The sequence below is a fragment of the Albidovulum litorale genome (genome assembly GCF_025751495.1).
GTDB classification, from domain to species: Bacteria; Pseudomonadota; Alphaproteobacteria; order Rhodobacterales; family Rhodobacteraceae; genus Albidovulum; species Albidovulum litorale.
Map to the genome: position 1 here is coordinate 576,681 of NZ_JAOWKZ010000003.1, position 25,066 is coordinate 601,746.

Consider the following 25,066-nt stretch of genomic DNA (forward strand, 5'->3'; position numbering starts at 1 on the left):
TCAGAATTCCTCCCAGCCGGGTGTCACTGCGGGCAGCGGGCGGCGACGCGCCACCACCGACGCCATACGCCGTACCCCGTTCGCCCCCTTGAAAGCAGCAGAGGCGGCGGCGCTGGCCGGGCCGCAATCTTCCGCCCCAGGTCCACCGCCGCGCAGATCGATCCGGAAGCGACCCATCGTGGCCGTCAGCGCCTCCGCCCCCCGGGTCAGCGACTGGCTGGCAACCGATGCCTGACCGAACAGCGCAGCATTCTGTTGCGTGACCTGATCGATCTGATTTACGGCAATATTGATCTCGGCGAGACCCGCTGACTGTTCCTGTGCCGAGGCGGCAATTTCCGAAACGCGCTCCGCAATACTGGATACCGAGGCGACGATGTCCGTCAATGCTTGACCGGCCTCGCCGACGAGGCCGACACCGCGCTTGACCTGTGCGGAGGAAGCAGAGATCAGGCCGTCAATCTCGCGTGCCGCGTCTGATGAACGCTGAGCCAGAGCTCTGACTTCAGCAGCCACGACGGCGAATCCGCGCCCTGCCTCGCCCGCGCGGGCCGCTTCCACTCCGGCGTTCAAGGCCAAAAGATTCGTCTGAAAAGCAATGTCGTCGATAACTTCAATGATACGGGCAATGCGCTCCGACGAGCTCTCTATCTCGCCCATGGCCCGGACGGCCTCCCTCACCACAGCGCCCGATGCCTCGGCCGAGGCAAGAGCATCGCCAACCACAACGCTCGCTTCAGCCGCCCCGCTCGCCGCCGATCGGACCGATATCGTCAGTTGATCAAGCGCCGCAGCGGTCTGTTCCAGCGTTGCCGCCTGTTGTTCAGTTCGGCCCGTCAGATCCTCGGCGGAGCGCGCGATGTCAGCCGCCTCGCCCTCGATGCCGGAGGCGTTTTCCATCACAACGGCCATCGCTACGCCAAGCTGTTCGATGGCGTTGTTAAAATCGTCGCGTAGGGTTTCGTATTCGGCCGCGAAGCCACTCTCGATACGTGTGGTGAGATCACCTTGCGAAAGTTCGCTCAACCCGATCCGAAGTGCCTCCACGACCTGGTTCTGCGCCTCTTCCAGCATTCGCCTGTGTTCCTCGGCGCGGCGCAGGCGGCGTTCGGCGACAGTCATGTCGGCCCCCATCAACAGCACTTTCAGCAAAGCCCCATCGTGATCGTGGATCGGCGACAGACTGCCATCCACGACGCCTTCGGGTCCGTCACCGATCCGTGCCCGAAAGCGGCCGAAGACCGAAGCTCCGGCCATCAGCCGATCCCAGAGCGGTCCACTGTCACCACTTCCGTCATCGTCGAGATGCAGCAGGTCGGCAAGATGGCATGCCGGGATATCGATTCCTGGCAAACCGAGCAGGGTGCGCATCTTCTCATTGGCGTTGATCAGGTTGCCATCGGATTCAAATTCCGCTGTTGCGAGGTTCCGGTCGAATGCGGACAGCACGGCCCGGTTCATACGTTCGACCGTGACGTCGCGCCATTCGACGACGAAGCCGATGCGGCCGTGATCCTCCATCACGACTTCGTTGATCTCGAGAGCGAAGCGCGCGTCACCTATACGAATCTCTGCGCGGTGAGGAAGATGAGCGGAAGCGGCCAACCGCTCCGCTATGCTATCTGACGCCTTGTGGCACGCATCCATATTGCGACCGACGACCCCTGCTGCGTCGAAGTCAGGCGTGACCTTACGAAACTCTTGGATATGGTGACGGAAAAGACCTTCAAGCGATGCATTTGCGTAGGTAATGCGAAAGTCACGGTCCATGATCATCAGGGCTGCGGACGATCCTTCGAAAGCGGCGCTTTTGAACGCGGCATCCCGGGCGATCTCGGCGCTTTTTGCCAGGCCATCTCGGAATGTCTCCAGCGCCCGGGCGATGGTGCCGATCTCATCCCGCCGCCAAGTATCCAGGACAGAAACATCATAGTTGCCCTCGGCGATTTCCCGCATCACGCTGGAATTCGCAATTAGCGGCCGCGATAGGCTGCTGGCGATCAGAGACACAACTCCGCCGAGAACAACCATGGAGACAAGCCCGGCGGTGACAAGGCTTGCCGTCAGGTCCCGGACGGGGGCCAATGTCGTTGCGAGAGGCTCCTCGTGCACCAGAACAAGATCGAGACCCGGCAAGGCAACCCGACTGGCCATGACGATCGACTGAGTGCCGAAAAGACCCGGTTCCTGCCTCAGTGCCTCACCCCCGGCAAAAGCCACCCTGACCGATTGGGACGCGGTTCGCAGGCTCAGGATGGCATGCCTATCAAAGCCCTGAACATCAGACCGGAGCTTGAGGTCCTTGCCGACAAGATAGGTCAGACTGTCCTTTTCGTGATGCTCAGCCGGCCTCCGGGTCAGGGCGGTCACCTGATCGGCCGAGATCTGAAAGATCAGTGCGCCGACTGTCTTGCCGTCGCTGTCCTTCAGCGGAACTGCAGCAAAACTTGCGGGGTCGGTCCCGGACGGACCATAAAAGGCGAAATCGGTGAAGATCACATCGGCCTCGGGCATGTGCATGACACGGCGCGCGACCCGTGACAGGCTGCTGGAGCGCAACTCGCCGATGAAAAGATTCTGGCCCAGATCCTCTTCTTTTGCGACGGAATAAAGTACGTTGCCCGCCACATCGATCATAAGGACGTCGTGATATCCTTTCTGTTCGACAAACGCTGAAAAGATCCCGTGATACCGCCCGTGGGCAATCGAGTAATCCGAAATATCGGAAACGCTTTTCAGCTTGTAGCGCTGCCCGCTCGGATGGGGGTTGAGTTCGATGAAGTGATGACGGAGCAGGGTGCCGGGTCCATCGCCCATCCGCTCCCAAGCGCGGGAATAGTCCCTCAGGGCGCGGGCGGTTTGCGGGCTGTCCGCCAGCGAGCGCAGGTCGGTAGAAACGACCGCGAACCAGGCTTCGATCTCCAGCGCCTTGGCGTCAACGAAAATGCCGACCTGCTCCTCCCCCGCTTTTAGGAGGGCCGCACGGGCATAGTGATATCCCGTGTATCCCATCGTCAGCAGGGCCACGAGTGCGACAGTGCCCAGTACCAACGGCAGTTTCAGGGCAAGGCTGACATCGTCGAGCAGGCGCATGGCGGTTTCCGTCCGAAAACGCGCAGGTCTACGCGTCACCGGCCAACATGCGTGCGGGAATTGAAGATTCGCTTAACTACGCAGCCAGGCGACAAGTGCGCGGGTGGAACCATCCTTGCCTGACCCGTCCTCCTGCCCGCTGAACACGGGCTCCAGCGCCAGCGCCAGTTCCTTGCCCAGTTCGACCCCCCATTGATCGAAGGAGTTGATCCCGAGGATAACGCCTTCAGCAAAGACCCGGTGCTCGTAAAGCGCTATGATCTGACCGAGAACGAAGGGGGTGAGTTTCGGGTAGAGCAATGTCGTCGATGGCCGGTTGCCGGGAAAGACCCGGTGGCGGGCTTGCCGGTCCAATTCCGCACCGGTCAGCCCCTTTGCGGCCATGACCGCGCGGGCCTCTTCAAGGGATCGTCCACGCAAAAGCGCCTCAGATTGCGCGAGGCAGTTGGCGGCCAGAAGGCGGTGCTGATGTGCGAGGTCCGGCTCGTGCCCTTCCCGGCCCAGAAGGAACTCACACGGGATCACCCGCGTGCCCTGATGGATCAGCTGGTAGAAGGCGTGCTGGCCATTGGTGCCGGGCTCGCCCCAGACAACCGGGCCGGAATGTATCACCAGATCCGACCCGTCCATCGCCACGCGCTTGCCGTTGCTCTCCATCTCCAGCTGCTGAAGATAAGCGGGCAGCCGGGCAAGTCGCTGTTCATAGGGCAGGACCGCGCGGGTCGCGTGGCCGCAGATCTGGTTGTGCCAGAGGCCGGTCAGCGCCAGCATCACCGGCATGTTGTCGACAAAGGGGGCGTCGCGGAAATGGTCGTCCATCGCCCGGCCGCCATCCAGAAATGCGCGGAAATGTTCCGGCCCGATGGCGATCATCAGCGTGAGGCCGACCGGCCCCCACATCGAATAGCGCCCGCCGACCCAGTCGGCGAAACCGAAGACCCGTTCGGGCGGAATGCCGAAGGCTGCCGTCTTGTCGGCGGCAGTAGAGACGGCGGCGAACTGCGCAGCCGGGTCGGCGATCTTGTCCGCCATCCAGCGCCGCGCGGTTTCGGCGTTCGTCATCGTCTCGATGGTGGTGAAGGTCTTTGATGCGACGACGATCAGCGTCGTTGCGGGATTCAGCCCGGCCAGCACGTCATGCACGTGGGCCCCGTCCACATTCGACACGAAATGCGCCCGTGGCCCGTCGGCGTAGGGCGACAGTGCGATAGCCGCCATGGCGGGGCCGAGGTCCGATCCGCCAATGCCGATATTGACCACATCGGTAATGCGCCCGCCCTGCCCCGTGATGCGTCCATCACGGATGTCACGGGCAAAGTCTTGCATCCGCGCATGGGTCGCGCGCACCTCGGGCATAACGTCGCTGCCGTCCACCATGACCGAAGCGTCGATGTTGCGAAGCGCAGTATGCAGGACTGCGCGGTTCTCGGTTTCGTTGATCTTCCCGCCTGAGAACATCGCGTCGCGGCGGCTAGCCAGATGCGAGGCCTCAGCCAACCGGATCAGTAGCCCGCGGGCATGGGGGTCAATGGAGGTCTTGGAATAGTCGAAGTAGAGCCCGCCGGCTGCGATCGAGAAATTCTCTGCCCGCCCCTCGGCCTTGAACAGATCAAGAATCGGACGACCCGAATGGGTTTCATGGTAAAAGCGCAGATCTTCCCAAAGGGTCATGGTCTCTCCGCAGGATCAGGGGGCCCAGTGGACCGTCGCGTTGGAAAGGACGGCAGCCACGGGCGCTTCCTCAGCCGGCAGGCTTTCGGCCCGTTCAACGGCCGCTCGTTTTTCGGCCCCGGTGATGAGGATATGGCAAGCCATCGCGTCCGCCAGCACGCGGGCCGAGAGTGTCACACGTGGTTCAGCCGCACCGGGCGCGCGCATCGGGATTAGGATGGGTGCATCAGGCACGAGCGCCTCAGCCAGACGGTCGGCGCCGGGAAAGAGTGAGGCGGTATGCATATCCGCGCCCATCCCCAGAAGCAGCACATCAATCGGCAGGCAGGGTTCTATGGCGGCCGCGAGCATTTCCACTGCGGCGTCGGGCTCCGGCGTATCCGCATATAACGGCAGGAAGGATGCGGCGGCGGCACGGCCTGTCAGCAGGCGGCTTTTCAAAAGCCGCGCATTTGAGCGTTCATGGCTCTCTGGCACCCAGCGCTCGTCGTTCAGAAAGATAGCCACCCTATCCCAGTCGAGATTCACGCCCGACAGCACATCGAAGACCGGACCGGGCGTCGTGCCGCCGGGGACGCAGAAACTGACCCGGTCATTCTGGCGCAGGGCGGCGGCAAGTTCGCTGGCCAGAATGTCGGCCAGATCGAACATCATCAGTTCGGAATCGGGGTATTCGATGAGTTTCATTCACGGATCTCCCGCCACCTCCGGCCATCCCTGTGCAGCAGCATAAGCGCATCTTCCGGCCCGGACGAGCCCGGATCGTAACCCTTCGGCCGATCACCGCGTGCCTCCCATGCGGCGATGATCGGATCGGTCCAGGCCCAGGCGGCCTCCACCTCATCCCCGCGCATGAAGAGCGTCTGGTTGCCCCGGATCACATCCATGATCAGGCGTTCATAGGCGTCCGGAATATCGGCACCATCCTCGCCCAGAGCCTCGGCAAAGGACATGTCGAGTGGCACCTCGGTCAGACGCATGCCACCCGGGCCGGGTTCCTTGATCATGACGCTAAGGTTCATGCCCTCATTCGGCTGCAACCGGATCGCCAGCACGTTCTCGCGCCAGCCCTCTTCATCGCCGAAAATCGAATGCGGCACTTCCTTGAAGACGATGGCAATCTCGGACGCGCGGCCGCGCAGTTTCTTGCCGGTGCGCAGGTAGAACGGCGTACCCTTCCAGCGCCAGTTGGCGATATGGGCCTTCAGCGCGATGTAACTTTCGGTCCTTGTCGCCGGGTCGCCCACATCCTCAGCATAAGATGGGGCCGCCCCCTTTTTCCCGCCGCCGCGATACTGGCCGCGTACGATATCGTCCGGCTCCACCGGCAGCAGCGCATGGATGACCTTCAGCTTTTCATCCCGCACTGCGTCGGGGTCAAAGCGATAGGGCGGTTCCATCGCGATGAGACACAGAAGCTGCATCAGATGGTTCTGCACCATGTCCCGCATCGCGCCCGACTTGTCATAGTAGGCGCCCCTGCCCCCGACACCGACCGTCTCGGCCACGGTAATCTGGACGTGATCGACATGGCGGGCGTTCCAGAGCGGCTCGAACAGGATGTTGGCGAACCGTACCGCCATCAGGTTCTGGACCGTCTCCTTGCCCAGATAGTGGTCGATCCGGTAGATCTGGCTTTCGTCGAAATGCTCGGCCAACGTCGCGTTCAGCGTCTTGGCACTGGCAAGGTCGCGGCCGAAGGGCTTTTCAACCACGATGCGCGAATTCGGCGTCGCGATGCCATGGCGGTGCAATCGCTCGGCCAGATCTCCGAAGAGCGACGGACCGACGGAGAAGTAATAGGCCTGCACAACATCACGGCGGATCAGAGCCGCCAGTTCCGGCCAGCCGCCATCGCCTTTGGCATCCACGGCGACGTAATGCAAATGGTCGAGGAATCGCGCGACGCTGTCCGCGTCACGCTTTTTCACATCGAGGAATTCCTCGATCGCCTCGGCCACAAAGGCCCGGAAGCCCGCCGCATCCATCTCCGTTCTGGCCGAACCGATGATGCGTGAGGTTTCAGGGATCTGCCCCGCCACAAACCGACGATAAAGCCCCGGCAGGATCTTGCGCCGCGCCAGATCGCCCGTTGCGCCGAATACGACAAGGTCGAACGGATCGACCGGAATCACCCGTGAGACCATTTTCCGTTCCTTTGCGGCTTCCGTTAGCGCTAACGGTGCTGCTCATAGCGCCTTGTGGACGATAAGTCTAGCACCGCCTACAGGGCCGAGACAATTGTGGTCCAGCGGGCGACTTATTGGCCGTACATGCGTTTCTTGCGCGCCCGGGTCTCCTGCGTACCGGCCTCGGTCCCATCGTGGAAAGTGCCGAACCAGCGATCCCACGGCATTTCCTGATTGCCGTAGTTACATTCGTAATAGCGGTGGTGGAGCTGGTGATAGAAGGTCCCGAGCGCGAGGCGGCGCTTGTCCTTGACCAGAAGATCCTCATAGCCGGTATGGGTCATCGAGGCGCCGGGGCCTTCGTAGATCACGTGGAAGATGAGGTGGATCGGATGCGAGGCAACGATCCAGTGGATGGCGAGCGACGAGAAATAAAGGAAATGTTCGACCGGATGCATCGACATGCCCGACCAGGGGCCGATGTTGACATTCCGGTGATGCAGCGAATGGACCCGTCTGTACAGTAACGGAACGTGCAAAAGCCGGTGCACCCAGTAGAAGTGGAACGCCGACCAGATCGGAATGAGGATAAGGGCCAGAATGAACCAGATGGGGTGTTCGGCAAAGGTGATGACCGGTGCGTAGCCATTCGCCATCAGCCAGATCGTCACGACCTGAAAACCGGTCAGTTGGGCCACGCCCGAGGTCAGCGACCAGAACATGTTGTCACGGACCTGATCGGCGAAATTCCACAGCCGGTTGCCCTTCGCCTGCTCCTTATGGTCGAATTTCAGCCGCTTGCCCTGCCCTTTCCTCATGTAAAAGTACCAGTGCAGCCCGCCCGCGATCACGATCACCAATGCCATGTTGATCGCCCAGACCTGCGCGACCCAGCCGACGGCAAAATTCTGTGCTGTTTCCAGCGACGGATAGGCGATTACGTAAAGGACGAAGGCGAGGATCACCATCATCACTCGCTCGCTCAGCATCAGCCAGTTTCGGGCGAACCAGCGCACAAGGAAACCGGGATCGGGCGGCCAGCGGAAGATCGAGGGATCGGCAAGCGGCAGGTCCGGGTGGTAATTCCACTCGCGGCTCATCGGTGAGTCATCACCCTGGCTCATGGCATCGGCCCTCTTGCGGGTTTCCTTGTGCCAAGCCTATGACGCGTGCCAGCGGGTCACCACGCCAATAGCGACGCCCAGTGTCGCGCCGGAGCGTCCTTTGTCCCGCTAATACAGGTAGGGCGGCCGTGACCGGCCGTCGCTCTCAGACGGTTCAGGCGTTCACATCAACGACGACACGGCCCTTGACCTGACCTTTCAGAATATCGCGGCCGAGGCCGGGCAGGTCCGAAAGCGTCGCGGGCCGGATCATCGCGTCTAGCTTGTCCATTGGCAGGTCCTGAGCAATCCGTTCCCACGCGCGGACACGGTTTGCGTAGGGCTGCATGACCGAGTCGATGCCCAGAAGGTTAACGCCGCGCAGGATGAAGGGGGTGATCAGAGCGCCTTCGATGGCAGCGCCCCCGGCCAAGCCCACGGCAGCGACCGAAGTGCCATATTTCATCTGTTTCAAGACGCGGCCAAGCATCGCGCCCGCAACCGCATCAATGCAACCTGCCCATTGTTCGCCCTCAAGGGGCTTCTTCGTCACTTCGGTCAGGTCTTCCCGCGCAACGATCTGGCTTGCGCCAAGGCTTTTCAGATAGTCTGCCGTCTCGGGCCGCCCGGTGACGGCGGCGACCTCATGGCCAAGCTTGGCGAGGATCGCGACCGCGACCGAACCGACGCCACCAGCGGCGCCAGTCACCAGAACCGGACCGTGGCCCGGCTGAAGCCCGTGATCCTCAAGCGCCATGACCGAGAGCATGGAGGTCAGGCCCGCCGTACCCACCGCCATTGCCTGACGGGTGCTCAGGCCCGCAGGCAGCGGCACGAGCCAGTCGGCGCGGACGGAGGCCTTCTGGGCATAGCCGCCCCAATGCGCCTCGCCCACGCGCCAGCCGGTCAGAACGACCTTGTCGCCCGCCTTGTAACGCGGGTCGGACGACTTTTCGACAGTCCCGGCAAAGTCGATCCCTGGCACATGGGGGTAGTTGCGAACCAACCCGCCGCCCGGCCCGATACACAGACCGTCCTTGTAGTTCACCGTCGAGTATTCGACGGCGACCAAAACCTCGCTTTCGGGCAGGCGGCTTTCCTCGATCGCCTGAACGCTGGCCGACGTCTTTCCGCTTTCTTCGTCCTTCGTGACAACCAGAGCGTTGATCATGCCTCTCTCCTCAAATCCAGAACTTCGCCTGCAAGACGGCGTTTCGCATGCCGTCCTGCGTTTCCACTTCGATCTTGCTGCCCGCATCCCAATGGCTGTCGGCGATCATGCCGATGGCGACATTGGTCCCGAAATCGGGGCTTCGGACGGCACTTGTCACCTGTCCGACCCGTTTCCCTCCGGCATAGACATGCCAGAGCCGGTCGCACGGAGGAATGTCGCCCTCGATCGCCAGGGCCCGGATCATCCGGCGCGCTGGACGCAGGCCCAGCCCCGCCTTGCCGATGTACTCGCCGGGCGCATTGACGAACTTGCCCAAGCCCGCCTCCATCGGCGTGTTTTCGCGGGTCATGTCATTGCCATAGGACAGGAGTCCACCCTCGACCCGTTCGATCAGGTTGGGGCAACCGGCACGGACATCCATATCCTCACCCGCCTTAAAGAGCGCGTCCCAGAGCGGCATGCCGAGGTCGAAGTCATCGACATAAATCTCGAACCCGCCCTGCTTGGAATAGCCCGACCGGGCGATGATGAAGTCGTGCCCTTCGAAAGCCAACCGCTTGTAGCGGAAGAAACGGATATCACGCACCGCGTCGCCAAAGACCCGCGCCATCAGGTCGTCCGATTTCGGCCCCTGAATGGCGAGCGGGGAGACGTCGGGTTCCTCCACCACGACATCCAGTTCCAGCGCATCCGCGATACCCAGCACGTATTGCAGGAAATCGCTGTCGGCGATGGAGATCCAGTAGTGATCGGGGGCGAGTTTCACCGCCACAGGATCGTTCAACATGCCGCCATGCCGGTCCACGACCGGAATGTAATAGCACTGGTCGTCCGCCATCTTTGAAAGGTCGCGGGGGGAGATCAGCGTCATCAACCGCAACGCATCCGGACCTTTCACGCTCACCTGCCGCTCGCAGGCTACATCCCAAACCTGAACATTGCGCTTCAGGTGATGGTAATCATTGACGAAATCCTGCCCGAACCGGGTCGGCAGCAGCATGTGGTTATAGACCGTATAGCCCTTGACCCCGGCGGCTTCGACACCGGGCGTGAAAGGGGTGCGGCGCACGCGCCGCGAGGGGGTGATGTCGGCCATGTGTGTCCCCGATCAGGTCAGTTCGGACCATGCCAGTCGATCTGGCAGATCTCGGCCGAGCGGCCGTCGAAATCCCAGACCCGGCCGAAGGCGCGGACCTTGCCCTTCGATGCCTTGGCGACCGTGATATCCGGCCCCATCCAGTATTCGGTATTGGTGACAACGATATCCTCGCCCTTGTTGCCGGGCACCGGCGCGATCTCGCCCTTGATGGCACGGCCCACGGTCAGACGGCGGGTCTTGCCTTCGGTCTCATAGGTGACGGGTGCCCGTTCAGCACCGAGGAATTCGCTGACCAGCACCTTGAACAGGCCAGTCGTGCCGCGCGCCTGGCCTGTGAAGACCTTCAGAAGGCCCTCATAGGCCGTATCGCTCGCCCGGTCATCGATATAGGCCGCCGCCTTCCAGTTGCCGCGCCCCATCTTGCCGGGAATTTCGAGGAGGAGGCCGATATTGAGGCCGGAAATATCCTCGCCATCATAGTGCCCCTCGTCGATGCGGATACCAGCCCAGCCCATGCAATAGCCCTCGGTCGGGGGATGATCGCCGAGCGAGATCACGCAAGGACAGAAGACCGTGCAGTTGCAGTTGAGGATCAGTTCCCCCTTGATGGCCCATTCGGGCAAGGTGTCGGCCATATCGGTCCTCCGTCAGACAAGTTGCAATGCGCGAAGGATCGAAACACCCCCCGCGAGGATCAGCGCCCAACCGGCGGGCCGGGTGAGCCAACGCCCGATCTCGGGCAGTTTTTCCAAGGTCATGAAGTGCGTCGCCGCCCCCATCCAGATCAGGTTCATCGTACCGCCGATGAAGCCGAGCGCCATCAGTGCCCAGCAGCAGCCAAGGCAAAGCGCACCAAGCCGCAGGCCCATATCAAGCGCCGCCACTGCGCCGGGGCGCCAATGGCTCATGAAGAAGGTCAGCGGCATCCGGCATTTCGCAAGGCAGGCAGCCTTGAAGACCGAGAACTGATAGGCCCCAGCCCCGAAGAGCAGTCCGGCGGTCAGCCAGGGCGACAGGCTTGCCCCTGCAGGCGTCAGCATGCCGTTCCGCGCCAGCCCCCACTGCGCCGCCGCACCGATGACCGACGCGCCAAGCCAGATCGCAGTATACCCCGCGACAAGCGCCAGTGCGCCCGCCCCGTTCGTTGCTCCGGTCGCCGAAAGATCGGTGAAGGTTCGAAGCGCGGGCACGAAGGTCGGCAGCATCATCGCCATGGCCATCAGCGCCCACATCGCCCAGAGGGCAAAGGGGTTCGCCTCGGCCGCTGAAGCGCAAAGCGCGGCCCAGAATTCTGCCGGCACATCCGCCAACTCCGAGCCCGGCAAACCACGTGCCATCAGCACGACGGCAATCCATGACAGAAGGATCAGCGCATAAAAACCAAGCCAGCCCGCAGCGCGCGGGCTGAGCCAGACAGGCACTCGCCTTTCACCACGCAGGATCGGTGCGGACATGGATGCCCCCTGGCAAAAAAGGATGGACGGACAGCCCCGTCCTGCCTAGGGTCTACCTATCCGCGGCAAATGTCAAACATTTAATGTCTGACAATTGAGGGAAGAGATATGAAAGGCCTGCAACTCGGCACCGAAGGCGAATTGCCGATCCGCATTGCGGCGGCGATCCGCGATGCAATTGTCGCGGGGCGGCTGATCGTGGATGAACGCCTGCCTTCGGAACAGGAACTGGCCGAACAGTTCGGCGTCTCACGTCCCACGGTGCGGGAAGCGTTAAAACGGCTTGCGGCGCAAAGCCTGATCCGTACGCAGCGGGGCGCCACCGGGGGAGCCTTTATCAACCGGATATCGTACGAAGAGGCGGCCGGACAGCAGATCACCACGTCCACACTGTTGCTCAGCATGAATGCGGTCGATTTCGAGACCGCCTGCGAGGCCCGTTATGCGCTCGAACGCGCCTGCGTGCCCTTTGCCGCCGAACGGCGTGAGGCTGACCATCTCGCTGCGATGCGGGCCGAGATCTTCCGCCAGTCGCAACCCGGCCTGTCGGACGAAAGCTTCTGCGCTTCTGACGTTGCCTTTCACCGCGCGCTCGTCGATGCGGCGGGCAATCCCGTGCTCTCCTACCAGCTTGCGGGCGCAGTCGAGGCGATGCAGCCCCTGATGAATATGATCACCTTCACCGCCCGTTCGCGCGAAAGGATCGTGTCCCTTCACACGGCGATAGCCGATGCCATCGAGTCCAAGAATCCTGCAACCGCCGAGGCGGCACTGGCAGAACTTGCCACCTACACAATCGGTCTAGCCGCCGATATCCGCGCCAAACGCCTTACGACTAAAGGCGCGGCAGGGCAGTGAGAAAAGACCCAGCGCTTAATCCCCGAACAGCAGGAACGGCAGTCGCGCGGCAAGTGGCAATGCGTTGACCTGTTCGGCGCTGACTGTCGTCGCGGGCGCGGTTTCGACGGCAGCCATTTCGCCTTCACCCGACGCTTCGGGAACAGCGAATGTCGGCAGAGCCGCGGGCGCTTCTCGGGCCGACGCCTGATCCGCCTTGCCCGCAATCGTATAGGCGGCCTTGCGCACCAGTTGCATGCGGTCGGGCTGGCCCGGCGTGAACGGCACCGTTCCCGTCGTCGCGGCGGCCGAAATCGCCATGTCGTACCAGTCGAAAGCCAGATCCGCCCGCTGTGCGGCACCGAATCCCTGGCTCAGATGATGACCGAGCAACTCGCCATAGGCACCCTCGCCCAGGGCCGCGAGAATGAGACCCGAAGCCACGGCGATATCCATATTGTCCTCGGCATAGCCAACCGACAGGCAGATCTTCGCCGTGGCGGCAAGCTGCACCGGCGCCATGCCTGAACTCAAGGCAAAGCCGCGCACATCGGCGATGACCGCCTCGGCCGGTTCCAGCGACAGTGCGGCAACCTGCGCCTTCATCGCCGGACCAAAACCCGCACATTGCGCCGAGATATCGGCCTTCGTCACACCGGGCACCTTGGCGGCCAGTTCCTCGCCCTCGGCGATGGCGAAGCTACGGACAAGGCAGAACTGCTCGCCAAGCGCGGTCATCGGGTCGGTCATCGTCGCCGCCGTCATGTAGCCGCCATTGGTGGAGGTCATCAGCCCGATCCGGTTGCAATGCGAGGCAAGCGAGGCAGCCACCGCACCACCGCCAAGGAAGGTCGGCAGGCCCGGCGCTGCTGGTTCGGTTCCCGGCTCGGTCATGGCTTCGGTCGCTGCCGGGGCTTCGGGCGCCGGGGCGGGTGTGGTGGGCGTAACCGCGAACTGTGTTTGCGGCAAGATGCCTGCCGCCTCATCCCGCCATTGCAGCAGGAGGCCCCGCATACCCATCGGGTTCGCCGCGGCTTGCTGCATCGTCACCGGTCCGCCCGCGATGGCGCGGTGGTAGGAGGTAATGAGATGATTCCGCTCATAATCGGTCAGATAACCCGTCGCCGGATAGCCGAGCGTCGACTGGTACTGCGCGATCGCGGCCCGCGACTGGCGGCCAAGCACACCGTCGGGCGCGCCGACCGGATAGCCGAAATAGTTGAGCGCGACCTGCGTGTCGCGATTGGCGGCGCGGGTCGCCGAACTGATGCCCGAACTCGTCGATTTCCGTACGACGGTGCGTTGTTTCTTCTTGTTGGATTCGTTGACGATGGCACCGCCGATCAGCCCCCCGATAATACCGCCGGCGATGGCATCGCCCGCATCGGCCAGAACCGGTGTCGTCGGCGTGAAGGCCAGCGACATCGCCACGGCACCGGTTGCAAATCCCTTGCAGATCATAGTCCCCTCCCAAATGGCAGACGGTCCGGACCCGCAAGCAGATGGGCCCGGCACCGCATCTCAAGAATATCAATACCCGCCACTCTGCGCCCTTTTTGCCGATCTGGCAAATCCGGCCTCAGCCCCGATCACTCGTCACGGGTTATCCGGACGTAACTCGCCCGGTTCATCTGGGCATGGGGTGCGACCAGCCGCGTGACCTGACGCGCGGCATGCCGCGGCACGTAACGGTCGGGTTCCACGACGGGCTTGTCGTAAAGCACCCGGTTCATCTGGGCTGTGGGTTGCGGCACCTCTGCCTGCGCGGCGATGAGGACGGATGCAAACAAAAGACCTGCAATAACGGCGACCGATCCGGCCGCCACATGGAATACACTCATGGCTGCCTCCAATGGCATCTATTGAAATACGGGATGGGGGAATGCCCCCGACTTACTGGAATGGTCGCATAATGCGCCCGGCCCGGTCCTGCCGCCAGTCCGGTATTCCTGCCCCGTCAGGTTCCCAAGCGAGAGATACTTTTCACCTCTTGCGCGAGGGGGTATGTCCATGCGGAGAACGCCGCTTGAGGATCAACATTGGTCGAATGGATCACCAGCCCGGGCCTCGTGCCCTACGACCACGCACTTGCCGAGATGGAAGCGCGGGTCGCCGCCATGGCCGAGGGCCGCGCGGGCGAGGCGATCTGGCTTCTGGAACATCCGCCGCTTTACACAGCAGGCACTTCCGCCCGCGCAGAGGACCTTACCGATCCCGACCGCTTCCCGGTCTTCGTGGCGGGGCGCGGCGGGCAGTACACCTACCATGGTCCCGGCCAGCGCGTGGCCTATGTCATGCTCGACCTCAACACCCGCGGCCGGGACGTGCGCGCCTTTGTCGGGCGGCTGGAGGCCTGGGTCATCGCGGCGCTCGCCGAGTTCAATATCCGGGGCGAGGTCCGAGAGGGCCGAGTGGGTGTCTGGGTCCCGCGGCCCGACAAGCCGCCCCTGCCCGACGGCAGCCCGCGCGAAGACAAGATCGCGGCAATCGGCGTGAAGCTCAGAAAGTGGATCAGCTTTCACGGCATCTCAATCAATGTCGAACCCGACCTGTCGCATTTCGACGGGATCGTGCCCTGCGGCATCCGCGATCATGGGGTCACGAGCCTCGTCGACCTTGGCCTGCCTGTGACGATGGAGGACCTCGATGTGGCACTTAAGGCAACCTTCGCCACCGCGTTCGGATGATACCGGCGCCGGTCCAGAGCCTTCGGCAACGGACGGAGCAAAAATCATAATGATTTTTGCCAAGAAAATTCAAATTTTCTTGGCCCCTCCCCACCGGATCGCGCAGGATTGAAGGATATGCAGGTCGGTCCTGCCACTTGACTTATAGCAAGTCGGCCCGGAACCGGCCATGGTATAGGCGCGTGACGCAGTCCGCCTGCGCGCGAGTAACGACAAAGAGGACCATCGTGATGAAAACCAGATTTCTTGCCCTTGCCGCCGCGCTGACCCTTGCCGGTCCCGCCCTTGCCGAGGGCGATGCCGCCAAGGGCGAATCGGACTTCAAGAAATGCAAGGCCTGCCACATGATCGTCGCCGATGACGGCACCGAGATTCAAAAAGGCGGCAAGACGGGTCCGAACCTCTACGGCGTGATCGGCCGGGCTGTCGGCTCTGCCGATTTCAAATATGGCGATGCGCTTGTTGCCATTGGTGAGGGCGGCCTTGTCTGGGACGAGGCCGAACTGGCCGCCTATGTCACCGACCCCAAGGCCTGGGTGCAGGACAAGTCGGGGGATGCCGCCGCCAAGTCCAAGATGACCTTCAAGCTGACCAAGGGTCAGGAGGACATGGCCGCCTATCTCGCCTCGGTTTCCGCTCAGTAATCGGTTCGGGTTAAGAAACACGGCTCCCCCCTTCTCACGAGGGGTGGAGCGCCGGACGAGGGCCTAGTTTATCCCTCGGTGCGGCAATTTTTCCTGTTCCCTGCGGCTTGGTGGATTGCCCAAGCTGAAAACGCCCACTATTACGGGGCCGGACGAGGTATCGGTGAGACGGCCGGTGCCCCCGTGCATGGAATGGGAGAACAGCATGGCCGACGCAGCCGTTCATGGCCACGGTGATCATGGGCACCCCGGGTTCTTTACCCGCTGGTTCATGTCCACCAACCACAAGGATATCGGTATCCTCTACCTCTTCACGGCCGCCGCCGTGGGTCTGATTTCGGTGATCTTCACCGTCTACATGCGCATGGAGCTCATGGAGCCCGGCGTGCAATATATGTGCCTTGAGGGCGCGCGGTTCTTCGCATCTGACGAGGTCTGCACCCCGAACGGCCATATCTGGAACGTGATGGTGACCTATCACGGCGTCCTGATGATGTTCTTCGTCGTCATTCCGGCGCTCTTCGGCGGTTTCGGCAACTATTTCATGCCGTTGCATATCGGAGCGCCCGATATGGCCTTCCCGCGCATGAACAACCTTAGCTACTGGATGTTCGTCGCCGGTGTGGCGCTTGGCGTCGCGTCGCTCCTCTCGCCGGGCGGCAACGACCAGGCCGGGTCGGGCGTCGGCTGGGTTCTCTACCCGCCACTGTCGACGAACGAGGCAGGCTGGTCGATGGACCTCGCGATCTTCGCGGTCCACGTCTCGGGCGCGTCGTCGATCCTCGGCGCGATCAACATGATCACGACCTTCCTCAACATGCGGGCACCGGGCATGACGCTGCACAAAGTGCCGCTCTTTGCCTGGTCGATCTTCGTCACCGCCTGGTTGATTCTTCTGTCCCTGCCGGTTCTGGCGGGCGCGATCACCATGCTGCTGACAGACCGCAACTTCGGCACCACCTTCTTCCAGCCCTCAGGCGGCGGTGACCCGATCCTCTACCAGCACATCCTGTGGTTCTTCGGCCACCCCGAGGTCTACATCATCATCGTGCCGGGCTTTGGCATCATCTCCCACGTCATCGCGACCTTCGCCCGCAAGCCGATCTTCGGCTACCTGCCGATGGTCTACGCGATGGTGGCGATCGGTGTTCTGGGCTTCGTCGTCTGGGCGCACCACATGTACACGGTCGGCATGTCGCTGACCCAGCAGTCCTACTTCATGCTGGCGACAATGGTGATTGCGGTGCCAACAGGCATCAAGGTCTTCTCGTGGATCGCAACGATGTGGGGCGGCTCGATCGAGTTCAAGACACCGATGCTCTGGGCCTTCGGCTTCCTGTTCCTCTTCACCGTCGGTGGTGTTACGGGCGTCGTGCTGAGCCAGGCGCCGGTCGACCGGGTCTATCACGACACCTACTACGTGGTCGCCCACTTCCACTACGTGATGTCGCTGGGCGCCGTATTCGCGATCTTCGCGGGCGTCTATTTCTGGATCGGCAAGATGTCGGGCCGTCAATATCCGGAATGGGCGGGCAAGCTGCATTTCTGGATGATGTTTATCGGTGCGAACCTGACCTTCTTCCCGCAGCACTTCCTGGGCCGCCAGGGCATGCCGCGCCGCTACATCGACTATCCGGAGGCCTTCGCCCACTGGAACTACATCTCGTCGCTGGGCGCATTCCTTTCCTTCGCTTCTTTCCTCTTCTTCATCGGCATCGTGTTCTACACTTTGCGTGCCGGTAAGCGGGTCGAAGAGGCGAACTACTGGAACCCCTATGCCGACACGCTTGAATGGACCCTGCCCTCGCCGCCGCCGGAGCATACGTTCGAACAGCTCCCGAAGCAGAGCGACTGGGATCACGGGCACGCCCACTAATCGGCGCAGATGAACGAACAACGGCCCCGGAACGTTCCGGGGCCGTTTGCTTTTGCAGCCATCTCCTGGTCGCTCGTCAAGTTGAGACGCGGTGAAGTGTCGCGACTTTCAGTTCATTCCAGGCCGTCACTTGCGGCAAACGAACGTCGTCGACGACAGCGGCATCGTCATACCGCACGGACCAAAGGCCTCTTGGAGCGCAGCGAGCATTGCCGCTGCGACTTCGTCAGGGTCTACGTCACCACGCTCGCGGATTTCATCGATCAACGGATTGCCAAAAACTAGAGCGGTCGCAAACGCTTCCGGATTGACGATCGCCTTTTGCAACCGGATGGTCTTGTGGCCGATACTGCTCCATCCGGCCGAACCAAGGTCGGATATGACTCCCTCGGGATCGCCATAGTGGAACGGCACCTTGTAGAAACCGGGAGGATTGGTGGGAAAGAACCGCTTTCCGACGTCGTGCGCTACGAGTGAAAACGGATTATCGTCCATCGCGCTCCAAACATTGAAGACATAGCGCCCACCCTGCTTCAGGACACGGGCCGCTTCACGAAATGAGGCGGCTTTGTCCGGGAAGAACATGACCCCGAATTGGCAGGCCATCAGATCAAATGTCGCGTTCTCGAAAGGCAGGTCCATTGCATCGACGACCGCGTAATCCACGTTCTCCGCACCGGAGAGCTTGGTTTTGGCGACATCCAGCATCGGTGCGTTTAGGTCCGTTACCAACAATGCCGCTTCACGCGGCAATCCGGACCGCAGCATCTGGCTAAGGATGCCGGTTCCGGCCGCCAGCTCCACGACTCTCCTCGGCTTTTCCTTGCAGCATTCCTCGGCAATAGCCTCGGCGTAATCGACAAATATGTTCGGCCCCAGACCATTGTCGTAGTGACGCGGGATATCCCCGACAAAACTGGCAGAATGAGTAGACATACCTACCTCCAGTCCGGTCGCTGGTGGTGATTGCGACGAGTATAGCCAAAAATCTCGTATCGCGCCAACATGGCCACCTTGCTGAGACGGAGGCCCTCGACGATCATGAGCATATTCAAGATCGGAAATTGGCCTGGAGCGCAGTTGGATGCCCTATGAATGGATCAGACGCGAACCGACCGATATAAACCCGGCCGAGCTGCATCTCTGGCCGTACAGGTCGCTGCCGCGCAAGGGTTTTGTGGTCTTTATCGGGATAACGGCTGCATTGCTCGCACTGCCGCTCTTTGCCGCCCTCGGCACGCTGGTTTTCTGGGGGCTCCTGCCCTTCCTGATCGCAACTGTCTGGGGCATCTGGCATGCGCTCACGCGCAGCTACCGGCAGGGGGAAACGGCCGAGATCCTGCGGCTCTGGCCCGACCGGATCGAGATTGCCCGGCGCGCACCGGACGGGGCTGAAAAGCACTGGCAGGCCAATCCCTACTGGGTCACGGTCACGCTTTACCCGAGCGGCGGGCCAGTCCCGTTCTATCTCACGCTGAAGGGTGAGAACCGCGAGATCGAGCTTGGAGCTTTTCTCACCGAAGACGAACGCAAGGCACTTGAGGGCGAAGTGCGGGCGGCACTGGCCACCCTGCGCTGACAAGGGTCAGTCCTCTGGGCGGATGCCCGAAACGGCCCAGACCCGGTGCGGCACGTTCAGGGGCTCTTCTGGAAATCGGGCAGCCAAGAGTTTGGCCATTTCCGCATCGAACCGCGCCACCTCTCCTTTTGTCAAAGAGGCCTTGACCCCGGCGCTCGCCCGGATCCGGCCGCGCCAGGCCTCATGGCTATAAGGCTGCTCATGATCGAAGGAGAAACTTTCGATCCCGCCGAACCCCGCCCCTGCGAGGTCGGCGAACCAGCCGGGATAAAGCCCGGTGCCGCCGCCCAAGGTCCAGGCGGGGTTGTGGCGCAGGATCAGATCCTCGGTCGCGGCCACAATATTGCCGGCCAAGGGCAGCCAGTCGAAATGCGCGATCACGATGCGCCCGCCGGGCCTGAGCAGCCGGAAGGCCTCCGCCGCTGCGCGCGACCGGTCAAACCAGTGCCAGCACTGGCCCGCCGTGATCAGGTCAAGGCTGCTGTCGTCCCCGCCCGGCGCCTCCGCTTTGCCCGTTCGGTATGTTACCGTGACTCCGGCTTCAGCATCCAGCACCCCGGCCTCCGCCATCAGCGCCTCGGACGGGTCGAGCCCCTCGACCGTCAGACCGAGCCGCGCAAGCCCCCGCGCCACCGTTCCCGTGCCAGTGCCAAGGTCAAGCGCCCGTGCGCCGGGGACCGCCCATTTCCGATGTGAAAGAACGCGAAAGAACCGGTCGGGAAACCCAGCCCGATGGGCACGGTACTCCCCTGCGGCCCGGCCGAAATCCACCGTCCCGCCAAACTTGCGCGTTGCATTGATATCCGGCCCCGCCATGCGCCCCCACTTTCTGTCCGAAAATACTCTCGGGGGGAATTGCCCGCAGGGCAATGGGGGGCAGACTGCCCCCCCCCTTTGGCGTCTCAGCCGAGCTTGGCCTTGACCATGGGGCCGACAGCGCCGAAATCCATCCGGCCGGTGAATTTCGTCTTCAGCGCCGCCATCACCTTGCCCATGTCGCGGATTGACCCGGCACCGGTCTCGGCAATCGCCGCGTCGATGGCCGCCGCGACCTCTGCCTCGTCAAGCTGGCGGGGCAAGAAGTCCTCGATCACCCGAATCTCGTTCAGTTCCTTCTCGGCCAGTTCCAGACGCCCGCCTTCTTCATAGGCGCGCGCCGATTCCTGGCGTTGCTTGACCATTCGGCCCAAGATCGCCAGCACCTCGGCATCGCCAACGGCACCCTCGCCGCCCTCGCCACGCAAGGCGATGTCCTTGTCCTTGATTGCGGCATTGATCAGCCGCAGGGTCGACAATCTCTCAGCATCTTTAGACTTCATCGCGTCTTTCAACGCGGTGCCGATCCGTTCGCGCAGTTCCATCGGGTCTCCATCCCCTGAGCTTCCGAAGACCCCCACCATATCTGCAACGCAACGCCGACACAACCGGCAGATTTTTCCATAACTTATTGAAATCGTTACGTAAGCCATATCGCACCTTCCCCCTTGACCCCGCCTCTCCCGCCCCTTAGGTTCCGCGGGATTTGACCGCCGGGGAGTCGCGCCATGCCCAACAGTGACAAGCCCACCGCCTGCCTCGCGCTGGCCGACGGCACACTCTTTTACGGCAAGGGTTTCGGCGCTTCGGGCGAGACTGTGGCAGAGCTCTGCTTCAACACCGCGATGACCGGCTATCAGGAGATCATGACCGATCCCTCCTATGCCGGTCAGGTCGTGACCTTCACCTTCCCCCATATCGGCAATGTCGGCGTGACGCCCGAGGATGACGAGGCGGCCGAGCCGGTCGCTGCCGGCATGGTCGTGAAATGGGACCCGACCGAGCCTTCGAACTGGCGCGCCGCCGGAGATCTGGTCCATTGGCTGGAAAAGAACGGCCGCATCGGTATCGGTGGCATCGACACCCGCCGCCTGACCCGCGCGATCCGACAGCAGGGCGCCCCCCACGTGGCGCTGGCGCATGACCCTGAAGGCAATTTCGACATCGCCGCTCTGGTCGCGAAGGCGCGGGCATGGTCAGGTCTTGTCGGGCTCGATCTGGCCAAGGACGTAACCTGCGCGCAAAGCTACCGCTGGGATGAAACCCGCTGGGCCTGGCCCGACGGCTATGGCAAGCGCGAGGGCGACGGTTTCCGCGTCGTGGCCATCGACTATGGCGCGAAACGCAACATCCTGCGCTGCCTTGCGAGTGCCGGCTGCGACGTCACCGTTCTGCCCGCCACCGCGACCGCCGAAGAGGTTCTGGCCCACAATCCCGAAGGCGTGTTTCTGTCGAACGGCCCCGGCGATCCGGCGGCGACCGGGGAATACGCCGTGCCGATGATCAAGGACGTGCTGTCCCGTGACCTGCCGGTCTTTGGCATCTGCCTTGGCCACCAGATGCTGGCGCTCGCTGTCGGCGCCAGGACGATCAAGATGAACCACGGCCATCACGGCGCCAACCACCCGGTCAAGGATGTGGAAACCGGCAAGGTGGAGATCACCTCGATGAACCACGGTTTCGCGGTCGATGCCCAGACCCTGCCCAAGGGGGTCAAGGAAACCCATGTGTCGCTCTTCGACGGATCAAACTGCGGTATCCGGCTGGAAGGCCGCCCGGTCTTTTCCGTGCAGCACCACCCCGAGGCGAGCCCCGGCCCACAGGACAGCTTCTACCTTTTCGAGCGCTTCGCACAGGCGATGCGCGACCGGCGCGCCGCCTGACGGCCGGGCGATCCCGTAGAAGAACCTGCAAATATTAACAAAATTTTCCGGGTTCCCTTAACCCGCCATTAACCCTGTCGGCCTCAGGCTCAGCGAAAGCTCGGCACCGGAGGCCCCATGGCACCCGTCGTTTCGCATCTTCATCTCGTCCCGGACCCGGCGGCAAAACCGCCCGTCGCAACCACCAAACTGCCCGCGGGCAAGCCGCGCCGCACGGGACGGCCCGACCGCAAGCCGCTTGGCCAGATCCTCATCGACATGAGGGCGGTAGAGCCGGGCGACATGCTCAAGGCGATCGCGCTCCGTGACCGGGAAGAGGCGCGGCTCGGCGATATCCTTCTGACCCATGGCTGGGTCAGCGAGGCCGACCTCATGGCGGCGCTGTCGCTGCAATGGGGGGCGCGGGCGCTCGATCTCGTCGCGCATCCGCCCGATGCGCGTTTGCTGGACGGGCTTGGCGCTGCGTTTTGCCTGAAACACGGTGCCTTGCCCTGGCGCCAGATCGGCGGCGCGACGGTCTTGGCGACCTCGCGGCCCGAGGAGTTCGCCCAGCTTCGCAACTCTCTGCCCGAGGATTACGGCCCAGTTATCATGGCGCTGGCCCCCGAGCGCGACCTTCACACGGCCCTTGTTGCCGCACGTGAGACAACGCTAATCCGCAAAGCCGAAACACGCGTTCCCGAAGCTGAAAGCTGCCGCAGCCAGAACATAAACCGCGCGCACCGCATTGCCATCACTGCGCTTGCAATGCTGGTAGCGGGTGCGGTGATCGTGCCGTTGCAGACCTATCTTGCCCTCGCCTTATGGGCGGTCCTTTCTACCGTCGCGTTCACAGGACTGAAATTTGCCTGTTTCCTCGCCGAATCCCGCGCCCAACGCCGCGCTCCGCCGCCGCTGCCACCAAGGCCCATGGCCCGATTGCCCATCGTGTCGGTCATGGTCCCGCTCTTTCGCGAGGACGACATCGCACCACGGCTGATCCGCCGGATCGGCCGGATCGACTATCCCAAGGAACTGCTCGATATCCTCATTGTCGTCGAGGAGGACGATCACCAGACCCGGACCGCGCTGGAACGCCGTGGCCTGCCGCGCTGGATGCGGGTCGTTACCGTGCCAGACGGGCCCATCCGGACCAAACCCCGCGCGCTGAACTACGCGCTCGACTTTTGCCGCGGCTCCATTGTCGGCATATGGGACGCCGAGGACCGCCCGGAAGCGCAACAGATCCGCAAGGTCGTACGCGGCTTTTACGAGGCGGCACCGGATGTCGCCTGCCTTCAGGGCATTCTCGATTTCTACAATGCCCGGCACAACTGGCTGACGCGCTGTTTCACCGTCGAATACGCCTCGTGGTTCCGTGCTTTCCTGCCCGGGTTGGCACGGCTTGGCTTCGTCGTGCCGCTTGGCGGCACCACGCTCTTTTTCCGCCGCGAGGTTCTGGAGAAACTGGGCGGCTGGGACGCGCATAACGTGACCGAGGATGCCGATCTCGGCGTCAGGCTGGCCCGTCATGGCTACCGGACGGACCTGATCGACACCGTGACCGAGGAAGAGCCAAACTCCCATGCCGTGACCTGGATCCGTCAGCGCTCGCGCTGGCAAAAGGGATTTGCCGTCACCTGGGCCAGCCATATGCGTGACCCCGCCCGGCTGTGGCGCGAGCTTGGGGCGAAGCGGTTCTGGGGCGTGCAGATCCTCTTTGTCGGCTCACTGTCTCAGGCCGTTCTGACACCGGTCCTGTGGTCGTTCTGGCTCATCACGCTTGGGCTGCCGACGCCTTTAAACGATGTGCTGCCGCCGATGCTGCTGCTTTCCGTGGGCTTGTTGTTCGTCTCTGCCGAGGCGATCAATATCGCGGTTGGTATCTGGGCAACGCGCGGCCCCGCGCACCGGCACCTGCAAAAATGGGTGCCGACGCTGCATGTCTATTTCCCGCTAGCGGCGCTGTCGTCATACAAGGCGCTTTATGAATGGATCACCCGTCCCTTCTACTGGGACAAGACCGCCCATGGCGTCGTCGCCGCACAGCAGGACATCGGGGCCATGCTTCCGGCCTATCTCCTGACCGATCCCGTGCATGTTCCGGCCGACCTGCCGCCTTCGGTCCAACTCCATTCCGACCGCAGCGCCGATTCCCGGCTGCATCTCTTCAGCATTGGCGATAACGGACATACGCAGCCATATTCCATAGTGGCCGAGCCGCGTGCAGATTTCGCATCGGCTTCGCCGCAACGCCCCGCCCTGGCGCTTTTACCCAGCGCGCCCGAGGCGACCTATCTTCTGTTGTCGCCTCTACCCGGCACTGCGCACCGAACCGGCATCGAGCTTCAGCCGGGTCTCGAAGGCGCGGGAGATATGTGACCTGAGCGCATCGGCGGCCGCATCACCATCGCCCGCCGCGATCGCCTTTACGATCGCCTCATGTTCGCCAAGCGCCGCCTCCCCCCGCCCCTCGGCCGCAAGCGAGGTTGTGGCCAGAAGCGCCATCGACCGATGCACTAGGTCAAGCTGCTGCACCAGATAGCGGTTGTGCGAGGCAAGGTGGATCTGCTTGTGAAACCGCCGGTTGGCCCGCGACAGGGCCGAGGGGTCGTTCAGGAACTCACGGTCCGCCTCGACCATATCGGCGAGGACCTTGACCTCTTCCGGGCTCGCATGTTTCGCCGCGAGCTTCGCGGCCAGCCCTTCCAGCTCGGCCCGCACGACGTAAAGTTCGGCAAGCTGGTTGTGATCGAGCGAGGCCACGATCAGCGACCGCCCGTCGCGCGCCAGCATCGACTGGGTTTCCAGCCGCTGCAACGCCTCACGCACCGGCGTCCGCGACACGCCGAACCGCTCCGCCAGTTCCGCTTCGACCAGCCGGTCGCCGGGCCGGTAGACGCCGCCGTCGATCGCCTCCAGAATTAACGTATAGGCGTCCTTCTGCATCGTGGTCCCTTTTGCCCGTCCCCCGCGGCGCGGAGCCTAAGCGCCTGCGGTCACTCTTGGCAACCCATCCCATTGCGGCGCATGCGCGCAGCG

Annotated in this window: 22 protein-coding genes; 7 read left to right on the forward strand and 15 right to left on the reverse strand. The window is 62.8% G+C overall.

The window, feature by feature from the left end:
* The 9 genes from OEZ71_RS13735 to OEZ71_RS13775 all read right to left on the reverse strand — a co-directional run bounded on the left by OEZ71_RS13735 (position 1) and on the right by OEZ71_RS13775 (position 11,723).
* Positions 1-3,093 (reverse strand): methyl-accepting chemotaxis protein, encoded by a 3,093-nt coding sequence (locus OEZ71_RS13735; protein WP_263740556.1) that lies wholly within the window; start codon positions 3,091-3,093, stop codon positions 1-3.
* Between the two features lie 72 nt (positions 3,094-3,165).
* A complete protein-coding gene (gene pgi / locus OEZ71_RS13740; protein WP_263740557.1) occupies positions 3,166-4,764 on the reverse strand; it encodes a glucose-6-phosphate isomerase in 1,599 nt (532 codons plus the stop codon).
* Between the two features lie 15 nt (positions 4,765-4,779).
* Complete coding sequence (gene pgl, locus OEZ71_RS13745) at positions 4,780-5,451, reverse strand: 6-phosphogluconolactonase (RefSeq protein WP_263740559.1); 672 nt, start codon at positions 5,449-5,451, stop codon at positions 4,780-4,782.
* Positions 5,448-6,911, reverse strand: coding sequence for a glucose-6-phosphate dehydrogenase (gene zwf / locus OEZ71_RS13750; RefSeq protein ID WP_263740560.1), 1,464 nt, complete (start codon positions 6,909-6,911; stop codon positions 5,448-5,450). The genes pgl and zwf overlap by 4 nt, the downstream gene beginning before the upstream one ends.
* 113 nt (positions 6,912-7,024) lie before the next feature.
* Positions 7,025-8,017: a sterol desaturase family protein gene (locus OEZ71_RS13755; protein ID WP_263740561.1), complete on the reverse strand. Its 993-nt coding sequence runs from the start codon at positions 8,015-8,017 to the stop codon at positions 7,025-7,027.
* Positions 8,018-8,171: 154 nt separating this feature from the next.
* Positions 8,172-9,167 carry an acryloyl-CoA reductase gene (gene acuI / locus OEZ71_RS13760; protein WP_263740562.1) on the reverse strand — a complete coding sequence of 332 codons (996 nt, stop codon included), beginning with the start codon at positions 9,165-9,167 and terminating at the stop codon, positions 8,172-8,174.
* Between the two features lie 10 nt (positions 9,168-9,177).
* Positions 9,178-10,266, reverse strand: a complete 1,089-nt coding sequence (locus tag OEZ71_RS13765) for a dimethylsulfoniopropionate demethylase (RefSeq protein WP_263740563.1) — start codon at positions 10,264-10,266, stop codon at positions 9,178-9,180.
* 17 nt (positions 10,267-10,283) lie between these two features.
* Positions 10,284-10,904, reverse strand: coding sequence for a DUF1326 domain-containing protein (locus tag OEZ71_RS13770; RefSeq protein WP_263740564.1), 621 nt, complete (start codon positions 10,902-10,904; stop codon positions 10,284-10,286).
* A 12-nt stretch (positions 10,905-10,916) separates the two neighbouring features.
* The gene (locus tag OEZ71_RS13775; protein WP_263740565.1) at positions 10,917-11,723 is read right to left on the reverse strand and encodes a DUF2182 domain-containing protein; all 807 of its coding nucleotides are present in this window, start codon (positions 11,721-11,723) and stop codon (positions 10,917-10,919) included.
* 108 nt (positions 11,724-11,831) lie between these two features.
* Here OEZ71_RS13775 and OEZ71_RS13780 point away from each other — a divergent pair, with 108 nt between their 5' ends.
* A complete protein-coding gene (locus OEZ71_RS13780; RefSeq protein WP_263740566.1) occupies positions 11,832-12,581 on the forward strand; it encodes a FadR/GntR family transcriptional regulator in 750 nt (249 codons plus the stop codon).
* Positions 12,582-12,596: 15 nt separating this feature from the next.
* Here OEZ71_RS13780 and OEZ71_RS13785 read toward each other — a convergent pair whose 3' ends face one another.
* Together OEZ71_RS13785 and OEZ71_RS13790 are read right to left on the reverse strand one after the other, a co-directional pair.
* On the reverse strand, positions 12,597-14,021 hold the full coding sequence (locus OEZ71_RS13785; protein ID WP_263740567.1) for a peptidoglycan-binding domain-containing protein: 1,425 nt from the start codon (positions 14,019-14,021) through the stop codon (positions 12,597-12,599).
* A gap of 128 nt (positions 14,022-14,149) precedes the next feature.
* Positions 14,150-14,401: a hypothetical protein gene (locus tag OEZ71_RS13790; protein ID WP_263740568.1), complete on the reverse strand. Its 252-nt coding sequence runs from the start codon at positions 14,399-14,401 to the stop codon at positions 14,150-14,152.
* Positions 14,402-14,599: 198 nt separating this feature from the next.
* Between OEZ71_RS13790 and lipB the strand changes: the two genes are divergently transcribed.
* The 3 genes from lipB to ctaD all read left to right on the forward strand — a co-directional run bounded on the left by lipB (position 14,600) and on the right by ctaD (position 17,767).
* Positions 14,600-15,247, forward strand: coding sequence for a lipoyl(octanoyl) transferase LipB (gene lipB / locus OEZ71_RS13795; RefSeq protein ID WP_263740569.1), 648 nt, complete (start codon positions 14,600-14,602; stop codon positions 15,245-15,247).
* A gap of 230 nt (positions 15,248-15,477) precedes the next feature.
* Positions 15,478-15,891 (forward strand): c-type cytochrome, encoded by a 414-nt coding sequence (locus tag OEZ71_RS13800; RefSeq protein WP_263740570.1) that lies wholly within the window; start codon positions 15,478-15,480, stop codon positions 15,889-15,891.
* A gap of 205 nt (positions 15,892-16,096) precedes the next feature.
* Positions 16,097-17,767, forward strand: a complete 1,671-nt coding sequence (gene ctaD, locus OEZ71_RS13805) for a cytochrome c oxidase subunit I (RefSeq protein WP_263740571.1) — start codon at positions 16,097-16,099, stop codon at positions 17,765-17,767.
* A 126-nt stretch (positions 17,768-17,893) separates the two neighbouring features.
* Here ctaD and OEZ71_RS13810 read toward each other — a convergent pair whose 3' ends face one another.
* Positions 17,894-18,703, reverse strand: coding sequence for a class I SAM-dependent methyltransferase (locus tag OEZ71_RS13810; protein WP_263740572.1), 810 nt, complete (start codon positions 18,701-18,703; stop codon positions 17,894-17,896).
* 148 nt (positions 18,704-18,851) lie between these two features.
* On the opposite strand from OEZ71_RS13810, the gene OEZ71_RS13815 reads away from it, so the two are divergent.
* Complete coding sequence (locus tag OEZ71_RS13815; RefSeq protein ID WP_263740573.1) at positions 18,852-19,346, forward strand: DUF2244 domain-containing protein; 495 nt, start codon at positions 18,852-18,854, stop codon at positions 19,344-19,346.
* A 6-nt stretch (positions 19,347-19,352) separates the two neighbouring features.
* Here OEZ71_RS13815 and OEZ71_RS13820 read toward each other — a convergent pair whose 3' ends face one another.
* Together OEZ71_RS13820 and OEZ71_RS13825 are read right to left on the reverse strand one after the other, a co-directional pair.
* Positions 19,353-20,162: a class I SAM-dependent methyltransferase gene (locus OEZ71_RS13820; RefSeq protein WP_263740574.1), complete on the reverse strand. Its 810-nt coding sequence runs from the start codon at positions 20,160-20,162 to the stop codon at positions 19,353-19,355.
* Between the two features lie 86 nt (positions 20,163-20,248).
* Positions 20,249-20,707 carry a GatB/YqeY domain-containing protein gene (locus tag OEZ71_RS13825; protein WP_263740575.1) on the reverse strand — a complete coding sequence of 153 codons (459 nt, stop codon included), beginning with the start codon at positions 20,705-20,707 and terminating at the stop codon, positions 20,249-20,251.
* A gap of 183 nt (positions 20,708-20,890) precedes the next feature.
* Between OEZ71_RS13825 and carA the strand changes: the two genes are divergently transcribed.
* Both carA and OEZ71_RS13835 read left to right on the forward strand, forming a co-directional pair.
* The gene (gene carA, locus OEZ71_RS13830; RefSeq protein ID WP_263740576.1) at positions 20,891-22,045 is read left to right on the forward strand and encodes a glutamine-hydrolyzing carbamoyl-phosphate synthase small subunit; all 1,155 of its coding nucleotides are present in this window, start codon (positions 20,891-20,893) and stop codon (positions 22,043-22,045) included.
* A 117-nt stretch (positions 22,046-22,162) separates the two neighbouring features.
* Positions 22,163-24,406: a glycosyltransferase gene (locus OEZ71_RS13835; RefSeq protein ID WP_263740577.1), complete on the forward strand. Its 2,244-nt coding sequence runs from the start codon at positions 22,163-22,165 to the stop codon at positions 24,404-24,406.
* Here the strand turns inward: OEZ71_RS13835 and OEZ71_RS13840 are convergent.
* Positions 24,338-24,973, reverse strand: coding sequence for a GntR family transcriptional regulator (locus OEZ71_RS13840; protein ID WP_263740578.1), 636 nt, complete (start codon positions 24,971-24,973; stop codon positions 24,338-24,340). The two genes, OEZ71_RS13835 and OEZ71_RS13840, sit on opposite strands and share 69 nt — an antisense overlap.
* Between the last annotated feature and the right edge of the window lie 93 nt (positions 24,974-25,066).